6 protein-coding genes and 6 pseudogenes are annotated in these 12563 nt (G+C 59.5%); 7 read left to right on the forward strand and 5 right to left on the reverse strand.

Annotated elements, in window-relative coordinates; genetic code table 11:
* Positions 1-262 (forward strand): transposase (locus J6525_RS44480; protein ID WP_512699755.1); only part of this gene is annotated, 262 nt, incomplete at its 5' end.
* A 3084-nt stretch (positions 263-3346) separates the two neighbouring features.
* Here J6525_RS44480 and J6525_RS44485 read toward each other — a convergent pair.
* The 3 genes and pseudogenes from J6525_RS44485 to J6525_RS44495 form a co-directional block, all read right to left on the reverse strand.
* Entirely contained in the window at positions 3347-3493 is a 147-nt protein-coding gene (locus J6525_RS44485; protein ID WP_225649382.1) for a hypothetical protein, read from the reverse strand.
* Positions 3494-3788: 295 nt separating this feature from the next.
* Positions 3789-4628 (reverse strand): annotated as a pseudogene (locus tag J6525_RS44490) (helix-turn-helix domain-containing protein); the annotation flags it as partial.
* Between the two features lie 52 nt (positions 4629-4680).
* Positions 4681-4932, reverse strand: coding sequence for a plasmid partitioning protein RepB C-terminal domain-containing protein (locus tag J6525_RS44495; RefSeq protein ID WP_312010068.1), 252 nt, complete (start codon positions 4930-4932; stop codon positions 4681-4683).
* A 236-nt stretch (positions 4933-5168) separates the two neighbouring features.
* Here J6525_RS44495 and J6525_RS44500 point away from each other — a divergent pair, with 236 nt between their 5' ends.
* Complete coding sequence (locus J6525_RS44500) at positions 5169-5489, forward strand: hypothetical protein (RefSeq protein WP_225649383.1); 321 nt, start codon at positions 5169-5171, stop codon at positions 5487-5489.
* Positions 5490-5511: 22 nt separating this feature from the next.
* Here J6525_RS44500 and J6525_RS44505 read toward each other — a convergent pair.
* Positions 5512-6589: pseudogene (locus J6525_RS44505) on the reverse strand (IS5 family transposase); the annotation flags it as partial.
* Between the two features lie 72 nt (positions 6590-6661).
* On the opposite strand from J6525_RS44505, the pseudogene J6525_RS44510 reads away from it, so the two are divergent.
* Positions 6662-7820, forward strand: a pseudogene (locus J6525_RS44510) (IS110 family RNA-guided transposase).
* Between the two features lie 552 nt (positions 7821-8372).
* On the opposite strand, the gene J6525_RS44515 reads toward J6525_RS44510, so the two are convergent.
* On the reverse strand, positions 8373-8570 hold the full coding sequence (locus J6525_RS44515; RefSeq protein ID WP_225649384.1) for a hypothetical protein: 198 nt from the start codon (positions 8568-8570) through the stop codon (positions 8373-8375).
* Between the two features lie 1036 nt (positions 8571-9606).
* Between J6525_RS44515 and J6525_RS44520 the strand changes: the two are divergent.
* The 4 genes and pseudogenes from J6525_RS44520 to J6525_RS44535 form a co-directional block, all read left to right on the forward strand.
* Positions 9607-9768 (forward strand): annotated as a pseudogene (locus tag J6525_RS44520) (IS256 family transposase); the annotation flags it as partial.
* Positions 9769-9805: 37 nt separating this feature from the next.
* Positions 9806-10081, forward strand: coding sequence for a hypothetical protein (locus J6525_RS44525; RefSeq protein ID WP_225649385.1), 276 nt, complete (start codon positions 9806-9808; stop codon positions 10079-10081).
* 115 nt (positions 10082-10196) lie between these two features.
* Positions 10197-11408, forward strand: a pseudogene (locus J6525_RS44530) (IS3 family transposase).
* 25 nt (positions 11409-11433) lie between these two features.
* Positions 11434-12175 (forward strand): annotated as a pseudogene (locus J6525_RS44535) (transposase); the annotation flags it as partial.
* Between the last annotated feature and the right edge of the window lie 388 nt (positions 12176-12563).

Consider the following 12563-nt stretch of genomic DNA (forward strand, 5'->3'; position numbering starts at 1 on the left):
CTCGGGTCAGGTCCGCCGCGTCACAGCTTCCATCCGTCGCGAGATGAAGCGTCGCGCGGCTGTCGAGCCCGTCATCGGCCACGTCAAGGCCGAGCACCGCATGGACAGAAATTATCTCAAGGGACGCCTCGGCGACCGCATCAACGCTGTTCTCGCCGCTGCCGGCTATAACTTCGGCCTGCTGCTGCGATGGCTCGCAGAGCTCTTGCGTGTCATCATCCGAGCCTTCTTCGAGACCGTCCCGGCTCGAAACACCGCTTAAGCCGGGCGCCGGCGCCAGTTCTTCACGAACGACTCACAAACAGCAGTGTTCGCGCCAACGACAGCCCTCTCGTGCATAAAGTCAAATCAACCTGGTGGGCGCAAAACGGTGAGACCGTCGAACAAATAATCTCCAAGGTCTCGGAAGTGGGGCACTTAGTCCCCGAAGCTGGGGAGCCGGCCGAAGCGAACATGTTTTCTTTTCGTGGACCAGGCGACGCGACAATCGATCCAGAAGTGTACGTCATCACTTAGAAGTTTTCTTCTGAGGGAACGCCCAAGATCGCATCGGCATATGCAAAGCCGCTGGAACTGGGCTGGACGCCTTCGCCCTCTCACTGATCGTCGATGAGGTGACGGTGGTGAAAAGGATGTGAATCTTGGCTTTTTGCATGATCCAGCCAATTTCAACTTCGTGACTTCTCCACAAGGCAAGCTAGGCGATCTGCTCAGGCATGCCGCCGCCAGGACTTTCCTCACCGACCTGGTCAAGGCTGTCCCATCAAAATCCACACCGTGCTCACCGACAACAGCATCCAACTCGCCGACCTGCCCAAGAACCGATCAGGTCCAACCGCCACCTGCCTGCTTTGCGGTTGTCAATTCTAAGACAGCAGTTCGTCAATGCGCTTGGCTGGTCACCGGTGCTTGCGGGAAAGCTGGTTGCCCCGGCTCAGGCGCTTTTGCCGTACGTCAGTTGCTGCTCTCGTTTGGCACAGAAAACCCTATTCCTCATGGCCTGGCCTCCCTAGTGTTCCCATGTAGCTCACGCCCTAGAGAGGAGATCGTGTCGACGTGTAGCCAGCCCAATGGTGTCTTGAACCAGCATTTCGCCTGGTTTCACCCAGGTGTGCCGCATATTGAGCCCAGCTTTCCAGTACGGACTGTTTTAAGAAGCGATGCGGGATGCCTGCCGATTGCGGTCGCAAAAGGTACACTCTGACGGTTCGTCCAACCCCGCGGAGAATACCCATGGCTAAAAAAGCCACGGTCTGCACCGCCTTCCAAGACCTGCACCCCATCACGCCATCGAAGATTAAGCACCTTTGCAGATATAGCGAGGGCCCACGCCGAGCAGGCTGTCGACCAAGTGGAGCTTAGGAACTCAGAGCATCCGTGCTGCGATACATTGAGTCAGAGGCGGAAAGATGGAGCAGCGGTACAAACCAGCTTTTTGATTTCATTACGGGGCCCACTATTTTCGGTAGGTGGAAACCGTCGGTCGGACATGTATCCCTATCGGGATCCATCTGTCTTTCTGCCCGCGCGGAGGACCCTCGCCATGAAGCGGATGTCGCCCCCTGGAGCGATCACGGCCGTCGCCTTGTTAGCGATCTTCGCCTTTGCGATTGGGTTTCGTGCCATGGCCGTGAATGTCGAGCACTCGTCGTCGAACCGTACGCGATCGATGGTCACACTTCGATGACCATCGAAAATACCGAGGTCGGAATGCGCGAGATGCTGGTCTATCGCTCAGCTCGATAAAGGGTCGCCTCGGCTGTCAATTACGAAGCCGCACAGGCTCTTGGAACGCCAACTGAGAGGGGCCCTCCATTTCCAACTCCTGGTGAAATTAGTGATGAGATGGTCCATCACCGAGTAGTTGATGGCTTCGTCAAACGCACCTGGTACCGTTGCTTTTGGATGATGTAAGCTCCTGCCAACGATTTCATGATTCTCCGGCACATCGACAGGGGAGAAAATGCGGCAGCTCAAACGCGAGTATGAGGCGTCTCTCTGCTGCAACCGGTGTTTGCCGGCGGTCGGGGCTGCATCAAGACGATATTGACAGGCCGCTTAGCCGGTATGACTTTTTGCGAGCGTATCGGCATGCTTCGCGGCTTTCCAGGCTTAACTTCACCGCTTCCGTCCGTTCCGCGACTGAACCGCAGCAGCAGTGTGATTCTATTCCTGGTCGTCATCGGCGTTTTCCTTGAAGACGGCGACCGCCACCATCCAATCATTCATTTTTGCGCTCTTAAAGGGCTTGCCTCGGAAACCCTTTCGTCCCGGCAAAGCAGACGCCGCCGTTCAGGCAGGAGTGTTCCCAATCCTGCGACGCATCCTCTTAGATTACCGGTTCAGAGATGGTCGTGGATCGTAGTCTCACGATCGGCGTCCCACAGAAATCTGAAGCGCTCGAGATAATTTCTGATGGGCGTCGACTGAACGACGCCAACACACTTTTCGTGCGCGTTGTCAATTATGTCAGTTGCGACCATGATCCAAAGTACTATGTCGCTCGACCCAATTGCGCGCCTTGGAGTTGTTTGTTTATCGTGCCTGCCTGCGACGGTTCGAACCGGTCGCGCCACGCATGCGATCGAGGCATTGCGGCTCGCTGCTCACGACCCCGTGCTCAACGCCGAGATCAGTGCGATCGAGCGCGCTCTTCGCGCCGTTTATAGACGTGTGGCCGCGGCACAGGACATCGAGGCGACTCAATCCCGTTGACGATCGTGCGGTGCTGCTCAATTGGAAGAGTAGGCCTGCGCGATGCGCCGTCATGCAAGCGCCCCTGCGGCCTCGAGGTGAACGCATCTTGATTGCGCTGGCCGCTCTGCTGCCCGCGCACTAGCGCCTGCATGCGCTGACCCAGCCCGACCTGCTGGCTTCCTGGAACGGGGGTCCGGGAAAAAGACGATTGCCGATCTCACGCACCAGGGTCCTTACTCAATAAGGATTCCGATTTGGGGGCGGATTATGATTCAAGGCTTCTACGCAGATGGAGGCCTTGATGAGGAAGCAACCTCTATTGGCTGAGCGACGCTGAGTGGAAGCGACTTGAGCCGCTGCTGCCGCGCGGTGCCGTGGTGCACATCGGGTGGATGACCGCCGCGTTATCAGCGGCATTCTGCACATTATCGCAGCTCTCCCGCCGCGAGCATCTCGCGCGTCTTCGGTAGTGCCTGATCGGAGCGGGCAGGCTGTATGGGCCAACGCTTGATGTGGCTATTCGCTGCTCCGATCCTGGCATTCCTAGCGATCGATAATTCTGCCGTCTCGGCCGCCGCCGCTTTGTAGACTCCCGATTATTCGGAACTGGCCGGCGGATGGACACGCGAAGAGATCGCTTACTTCAGTTTCAGATGAAAACTGAGATGGCAGCAGGGTGGATGGTTTCGGTCGGCGTCGTCGGCGGATCATTGCGATCATCGTATATGGCCACAAGTTCGTCGGTCTTTAACCCAAGGCCCGTCAAATCGGCCTCGCCGAGTTCGGAATTCGCCATAGTCGCTTCACCCGCACTGACAGGCATTGCGACGGCACATGTGGCGTCCTTTCCAACCGCACCCACAAACTAGCAAACTAGCTGGCAACCGCCGGGATCAGCTTCACCTGCTCAGGCCGCGCAGGCCCCAGACCGCAACGGCCGGCTGATTTGCTGCCGCTCAGCGCAGCACCGCGCTGTTGTTGATCTGGATCGGTGAACTCGGACGTTTAGTTGTAGCAAACGCCAGAATACGCAACCGCGCCCCACAGCTTCCCCTGCTCATTAGGAGTACCGGAGTCATACGGACAGGCGATGTTGCTTCAAGCCGCCAAGCGACGATGTAGCGCGAGAAGTCGTCGAGCACAGTTGAGAGATAGTACCAACTCCATCCGGTGACCTTGAAGATAGGTGAAATCGGTCTGCCAGAGCTGATTGACGGCGGCGGTCTTGTCCTTGAACTCGTTGGCCGCCTTGATCACCACATAGGCCGGGCTGGTGATGAGGTCATGCGCCTTGAGCAACCGATAGACCGACGCTTCGGAGACGAAATACTTCCGTTCGTCGGTGAACCGCATGGCCAGCTCACGCGGCGACAGCTCCGGTGTCTCCAGCGCCAGGTCGATGATCTGACCTCGCACATCGTCCGGGATGCGATTCCAGACCCGCTTCGGTCGAGATCGATGATCGGCCAACGCGGCGCTGCCGCCCTCGCGGTAACGTTCATACCAGCGATAGAATGTGGCGCGTGGGATGCCAAGCTTGTCCAGCGTGCACTTGGCCGGAAGATGCGATTGCTCGACCAGTTGGATGATCTCGGCCTTCTCGGACGCAGGATATCTCATGCCTCGTCCTCCCCATCCCCGGTCATGCTCTTTTTGAGCAACCGGTTCTCCAGCGTGAGGTCGGCCACGACTTCCTTCAGCGCCGTCGTCTCACGACGCAGATCCTTCACCTCGCCTGAGGTTGCCGCACGCGCCGTGTCGCCCGCCAGGCGACGCTTGACGGCTTCGAGGAACCCTTGGACCAGCCATAGTACATTGAGGCGGCAATGCCTTCGCGCCGGCACAGTTCGGAAATATTCTCCTCGCCCCGCAGCCCCTCCAGCTAGCACTCGTTCTGCCGGTGCTTTGCCCGGTCCGGATTTCTGCTTCATCTTCGCTCCTGGTGGCTACGATGAACCATAAATCCTCCCTCCGCAAAACCCTTTAATTTGTCTCACAAGCCCTGATGGCGAACAGTTTGCGCAGTTCTGAAAACGTGTTGAGCGTCAGATTTGTTTCTTTGAGCAGCTCAACCGCCCCGGTCCAGATGCCATCTAGCAATTTGCGTCGCCGACGGATGCTGGCTACATCGACAGTAGGTGCTTTGGCGATCCGCGCCTCCGAGACACCTTTCTCGATCGCTTTGAGGATCAGCTGTTCTGTGCTGACATTGACGAAGTCAACCGTCAGCGCAATGGCGCAATTGTCGGAGTCGCGCTACGAGGAGAACGCAAGTGCGCTCGTAGCGGAACATTGGCGCACTATCGAGTTTGTCGCGGAAGAACTATTGATCGGTGCAGGCAGGCTGTACGGTCATATGCTCGATGTGGCTATTCGCTGCGCCGAGCCAGGCATCCCTAGCAGTCGATAGCTCTACCGTCCGGCCGCCGCCGTTCTGTCGCCTCCCACAATTGGGAGGTGGCTGCCAGCGGATGGCGCGTAAAGTTCGCTTAATTGAATATCGGATGAACACTGAGATGGCAGCCGGGTGGATGGTTTCGATCGGCGTCGTCAAGGACGGCAAGCTTCGGTATGTTATATATGCTGTTGCAATGCCTGATCAGGCGGATGCCGTGAAAGCATCGTTGGCGGCCAGTGCGGGTGAAGCAACGATCGCGAATTCCGAACTCGGCGAAGCCGATTTGAAGGGCCTTGGGCTAAAGGCCGGCGAGCTTGTCGCCATATACGATGATCGTAATGATCCGCCGATGTCACGCACGTGGCGTCCTTTCCAACCGCGCAGCACAAATTAGTCGCCCGTGAAGAACGCGGATTTCAGGTTGGGATGAACTGAAGTCGAGCGGTGAGCTGGACGAGGAGTTGGCGCAACAAGAGCGCCAGCCACCGGATGAGGCGGCGGAAGTTGTAGCCGGCGGCGGCGAGGACGGCATTGATGGTGTCGCCCTGGCGGTGCCACAAGTAGTTGCGGCCCATCCGGTGCTCGGATTTGAGATGGCCGATGACGGGCTCGACGGCGGAGCGCCGGCGCAGCTCGCGTTTGATCTGTGGCGTCACCCGCCGCTTCTGGCCTGAGATGAACACCCTGAACTTGTACTCGGGCGGGGCATTGTGACCGCGGTAGCCTTTGTCGAGCAGCATGCGCTCGATGGCGTTGCCGACGAGCGTCTCCATGTCCGGGATCACGGTTTTGAGCGTATGGCCGTCATAGAGGTTGCCGGGCAGCGCCTTCACATGGGTGACGAACTGGCCGCCTTTGGCGTGCGATCGCGTCGTGGCGACCGAGACCTTCACCCCGAACTCGTAGGGCCGGTGCGCCTTGCCCTTGCCGATGCACTCCACCTCGGGGGCGTGCAGTGAGTAGACCTTCGGTCCACGCTGGTGCTGCTTCTGATCGAGCACCCGCCGCGCCAGTGTCAGCATGCGGTCGAGCGCGATCTCATAGAGCAAGTCGACGTTGCCTTCGAGCTTGCGGGCGATGTCGCGGATGACGCGGCCCAGATAGGTTCGAAGCGTCCGCAGGGCCCAGTTGGGGCGCTTGAACTGCTGGCGTGGGTGTAGCGCTGTGCTTGATCAGCGCGAACTTGCCGACCCGCCCATAGGACTGACGCAGCTGGATGCCGGCGCCCTTGGCGAGCCGCACCAGGATCTCGCGGGCGCGGTTCAATAGCCGTGCATCGGTCGGGAACATCACGTTCTTGGGCTGCACCGTGGTGTCGATGATGACGCGATTGAGATCGGACGGCTTGATCGCCTCAGTCCTGGTGGCGACCGAGAGGCTCTCCTGGAGCAGCGCCTGCAGCTTCTCCTCACCCATGCGCCAGCGAGTCAGCGAGGAGCGGTCGAACACCAAGCGGTACTGGAAGAACTCTTCGCCGCAGAAGAACTGGTAATAGATCCCATGGGTGGATGGCAGCCGGCATTTTTGCAGAATGCGGTTGTCCAAATAATCATCCTGAAGGTGACCATGCATCCAGCCGCACAATCCTCACAGCCGACCGTTATCCGCGCCAACCTTGGTGCGATTTTTGTGTCATTGGAACTCAGTCGTTCAACCTGGTTGATCACATCGTTGTCGCCGGGGAGAAGTGAGAAGATGTCGAAGCATTCTGTCCTGGCCGGGGACGTACCCGGACTGTTCGCGCTTTTTTCGAAGCTTGGCGAGAAAAGCCGTATCAAGACCGGGCACACCTATCCGATGATCACCATTCAGGAGGCCGGGCTTGACGGCTTCAGGATTCATCGGGTCCTTGAGAAGGAAGGAATCGAAAGCCACGTCGTGGACCCAGCCTCGATTGCGGCATCACGCCGAAGCAGGCGAGCTAAGACGGATCGGATTGATGGTGAGGCATTGCTGCGAACGCTGATGGCTTATAAACGGGGCGAGCCGCGCGTGTGCGCCATGGCGCGCCCTCCGTCTCCAGAGGAAGAGGATCGGCGGCGGATTTGCCGCGAGCGGAGGGCGCTGATCGTTGAGCGCGTCGCCCATGTCAACCGCATTAAGGCCTCTTGTTCGCGCAAGGGATTACGAACTACGAGCGCGCTACGCCAGGATCGGCGAGAGCGGCTTGCTGAACTGCGAACCGGTGATGGGCGTGCACTACCTGCGCATATGCAAGCCCAGATAAGTCGGGAGTTCGATCGACTTGAACTTCTGCTCGAACAGATCAAGGCGGTCGAGGCCGAACGCGACACGCTCATCGCAGTACAAGCCGCCGCGGCAACACCTTCGCCAGTCACGATGCTGCTTCAGTTCAAGGGGATCGGCACCGAGTGTGCCGCCATCCTATGGTCGGAGGGACTGTTCCGACATTCTGACAACCGTCGCCAGGTTGCCGCTTATGCGGGGCTGGCGCCGACGCCCTGTCAGAGCGGATCGAGAGCAAGGCGTCTCGAAAGCAGGCAATCCGAGATTGCGAGCGACGTTGATCCAGATGGCATGGCTGTGGCTGCGGCATCAACCCAAATCAGAGCTGACCCAATGGTTCAATGAACGCGTCCAGCGCAATAGGGGACGGCTGAAGAAATCGACCATCGTGGCGCTGGCGCGCAAGTTGCTCGTAGCGCTCTGGAAGTACGCGACCTCCGGCGTCCTCATCGAGGGAGCAATCATGAAGAGCGCCTAATCCGCTCAAGCCATCGCGAAAGCCACCGGGGTTCATCAACCCTGGTGGCCCAGGTCGACGAGCCAAGAACCCCATGGCGAAATGCCGACTAATAGAATGGTCTCGTCATCCTGAGCCCCGCCCGCCGCAAGCGGGATATTGGTGCGGCCGTCATGAGAGGCGACCGAATGTGAGGTGGACCAGGCTCGGCAATCGAGCCGCGTCATGCAGTCGGGCTTTGGAACTGGAAACCGATCGATTTGACTATGCGCTTCGCGAGGAGAGAAGCAGTTACACCCAACCATAAAAGCTTGATGGCGTGCTCAGATCAATCAAGGCCAAGCCGCTTCGCGGCGTCCCTTCGGGCCGGCCTTGATTGATCTGCGCGCGCCATCCAAGAGCGCATGTGGTCGGGACGAAAAGGTGGCTTCAGTCAAACAAAAAGGTGCATCTTGTCTTGACACCCAATTCCCCATGTGAGGGGTTCTCCACCCAGCGCTCGCACAGGACCTCGTCGGAGAGGTCGTAGGTGTGCTTGAGAGTAACCGGTATGAGCTCCCACGTCCGGGGTGATCAGCGGGCGCGCGGGTAGCGGATCGGCATCCAGTACTGGCGCAGCGCCTCGACAGCTGCTGGAATATCGGCGCAGGCGTTACGGTGGGTGTCGGGGCTGTTTCGTGGCGGCCCGAGCAGCGGACGGCCTTGATCGTCGCGACAGTGCCGCAGGATGGGCCGCAGCAGGCGGTGATTGACGTTGCTGGCGGCGCCCACGCCGGTAAACAGAACTTGTCAGGATCTTAGACGGCGCGGGTACGTGCTGGGTCTGCCGCCGAAATGGTTTAAATCCACAAAGCGAACGACCGATGATCTAGAGGGCGAGGAGGCCAGCAGGCCCTATCTAGAGAGATTACCAATTGCCGACCGACCGATCGCGCCGATCCAGTTCTCGCGTGCCAAGGATGCAATGACCGTCGGGCCTCGTGTGATAATAGCGCACTGGACTGGTTCAAAGTGGAAAGGGCGGCGCGGCCTCATCGTTGGTCTTGGCACCGCTAGGACAAGGGTGCGCGTCCACTTGGACGACAATGGAGTTGGTGCACCACACTCACAGCAAAACTAGCTCAATAGTTGGCAATGCTCGCACTTGGGACGGCCGCCAGTACCGGGAGCGGATATTGCTTGGATTGTTGTTGCCCTCAGGGCTAGCTATAGCGCAGGAAGGTGTGTGAAAAATCCTCACCGCATAGGTATGGAGGCTATCCGGGCAACTCCGGTGGTCACGCTAGATTCTCGGATTCAGGCAAAGACCCTCGCGCGCGGGGCTCGGGCCTCCTTCGGCATTCGTCCGGTTCTTTGCGAGGCGATCACGGTTGACGGCAAATTGTCCCAGGAGATGTAGCCGACGTGATGGTCCTGGATCATGACGCGCCAGGCATCCTGTGGCATCCGGCGCAACCGCGTGCGGATGTCTCCGGACGGCCCCACGTGCTTGGACGACTGGTATCGACCAAACACGTTGGTGCCCGCATAAGAGGGGTTCGGGAATGGGTCAGCCTGCCCCACAGAAGCTTGCCATCCCATGCGCCGCCATAGGCGCGCCGTGGAAAGCGCAGACCAAGTGCGTTGAAGCGTTGAACGACGAAGGCGGTGCCTTCTCCCGACGACATCGAGCGCGAGCGCGTGGTCCTGAAATGGACCCGCGGAGCGGGACCGCTTGAACCGGTTTGTGGTCAACGCGTCAGTTGTCCACCATGTCCACAGCCTTCGCTGCCTGCATCCGTTCGCGCCAGACCGCCATCGGCGTGCGATAGCCCGTGTCACGCGCAACGTCAAACGCTGGCGGGATGCCGGTCTGGCCTCGCGATGGGTCGCGGCCGGCACGATCGAGGCCAACGAGGGCTTCCGACGACTGAAGGCACATAAGCACCTCCAAGAATTGGTAGTCGCACTTCGTGATGAGTGCGCCTAGAATTTGCTGGGGCGATCTAACTCGTTGGATTGCACACATGGCAGCCGGTTGGATGGTCTTAATTGGTCACCTGGATAGTGGCGGCCTTCAGAACGTAACGTATGCGGTCGCCGTGCCTTCTGCGACCGACGCTATTGAGGCTTCGCTCGATTTCCGGGACATCCGCTTTGAACTCGACGCCAGGCGCTGCGGATTGGCCTTGGCGATTTCTGCACTCAGTGAACAGCACCTGAGTGATCTCGGCATCGCGGAAGGCGAGATTTGTCCGATCTGTGACGATAATTGGCAGATCTGGCCGCCCAAGCTCCATTAGGCGCCACAAAGTTGGCTTGCAGTTCCGCCTCACTTGCGAACGGTGAGATGGACCCCGATTTTGGGACCACGTGCGTAGTTGGAAGGGGCCGCTCCGTTTGATAGACGGAGGGCATATGACGACGAAGACGAGACGCAAGATCTACGCTGCACTGAAGGCAAAGCTCGCGCTGGAAGCGGTACGGGAGCAGGCGACGGTGGCCGATCTGGCCCAGCGCTATGGGGTTCACCCGAACCAGATCTATGCCTGGAAGAAGCAACTGCTGGACCAGGCGGCCCGGGCCCTTGACGCGGGTGTAGGCCGAGAAAGCGAGGACGCGCGCGAACGCGAGATCGAGAAGCTGCACGCCAAATTGGACAACTGACAGTCGAGTGCGATTTTTTAGCGCGGAGGTCCGGAAGATGAGCAGGCCGGACCGTCGAGGAATGCTCGATCGCGCTGACATGGCGCTGTCGATCCGCCGGCAATGCATGCTGCTTGGCATCGCGCGCTCTGGCGTCTTCCGGCCGCCACGGCCGGCCAACGACAACGCCCTCGCCCTGATGCGGCGGATCGACGAGTTGTTCACCGCCTGGCCTTTCCTGGGCTCGCGGCGAATGACCGCGATGCTGAAGGCTAAGGGCTTCAGGCCAATCGCAAGCGCGTGCAGCGGGTGATGCGCAAGATGGGCATCGCGGCGCTGGGACCAAGGCCGAACACGACGAGGCCGGCGCCAGGCCACAAGATCTATCCCTATCTGTTGCGCAACTTGACGATCGACCGGCCAAACCAGGTATGGGCGACCGACATCACGTATCTGCCCATCGGCCGCGGCTTTCTTTATCTCGTCGCCATCATCGACTGGGCGAGCCGTGCGGTTCTGGCGTGGCGGTTGTCGAACACAATGGACGCCTCGTTCTGCGTGGCGGCTCTGGAAGAGGCGCTGGCGAAGTACGGCACGCCGGAGATTTTCAACACCGACCAGGGCAGCCAGTTCACCAGTGCGGCCTTCACCGGCGCGTTGGCGGGCGCAGGCATCAAGATCTCCATGGATGCTCGCGGTCGTTGGATAGACAACGTCTTCATCGAGCGGCTATGGCGGTCGCTCAAACATGAGGACATCTATCTAAAGGGCTATACCGATGGCCGCGAGGCCAAGGCAGGGGTCGCGAGCTGGATCGCCTTCTACAACGATCGTCGCCTTCATCAGGCGCACGGCTATCGCACGCCGATGGCGGTCTGGCGCGAACGGATGCAGGCAGTGAAGGCTGTGGACATGGTAGACAACGCTGACGCGTTGACCACATGCCCACAGCAGCTGCAGCAGACAGAGTCTCTGGCAGCGTGATAGAAAGGGATCAGGCTGGCGACCGGAGACTCCGGAACTGTCGCCGCGTGAGCTGGCCGTGCGGTTCACCGACGAACGGAAGTATTTCGTCTCCGAACCGTCGGTCTATCGGTTGCTGAAGGCGCATGACCTTATCACCAGCCCGGCCTATGTGGTGATCAAGGCGGCCAACGAGTTCAAGGACAAAGACGACGGCCGTCAATCAGCTCTGGCAGACCGACTTCACCTATCTCAAGATTACCGGTTGGGGGTGGTACTATCCCTCGACCGTGCTCGACGACTTCTCGCGCTACATCGTGGCTTGGCGGCTTGGTCCCACGATGGCTGCCTCCGACGTCACGGCCACGCTTCGACCAGGCGCTCCTGGCCTCTGACCTCGACCGCGTCGCTCAGCGGCCGAGGCTCCTAACCCACAATGGGTCGAGTTACGTGGCAGATGATCTGACTAGGTGGCTCGAGAAGAAGGGCATGCAACATGTGCGCGGCGCTCCGTATCATCCCCAGACCCAGGGAAAGATCGAGCGCTGGTATCAGACCCTGAAGAACCGGATTCTGCTCGACAACTACTACCTGCCCGGCGACCTCGAACGACAGATCCGGGCCTTCGTCGAACACTACAATCACGTCCGCTACCATGAAAGCATCGATAACCTCGCGCCTGCCGATGTCTACTTCGGCGGGCTGAGGCAATCCTCACTGAGCGAAAACGCATCAAGCGCAACACCATCGCAAACCGCCGCTTGCAGCATCAATCGCAAGCGGCTTAAACTCTACCCCCCGATGAGCCAGAGCCTCCCTTCTCGAAACGCCTGATCAGTCTCAAATTTTCTGACGACGGACACCCAAGGTTCGGTGTGGAGTTGCGCCTTGCAAGCGCGTTGAAGTCTGCCGTCTGAGATGACGGCCGCGGCAAAGCCTAGCGAGCAGCCGCGAACCGAGTCTTGCGTGGCGTCCGGTAACGGCCGTTGCGAAGCGTAGACAGGGAGGTTGTAGGCCGGAATGAAGTGAACGGGAAAATAGCCCCGAAATCGAACGTGATCGGAGTAGCCGACCCTGTCTCTCAAAGGGGAAGGCGGAACCGCGGGCCGCGACAACGCGAGCGGTCAGAGGAGCTCCCGGGGTTCGTACCGCCAGCATGCAATCAAAGGAAGCAGC

This window comes from Bradyrhizobium australafricanum (assembly GCF_020329495.1).
In the GTDB taxonomy this organism is placed as follows: domain Bacteria; phylum Pseudomonadota; class Alphaproteobacteria; order Rhizobiales; family Xanthobacteraceae; genus Bradyrhizobium; species Bradyrhizobium australafricanum.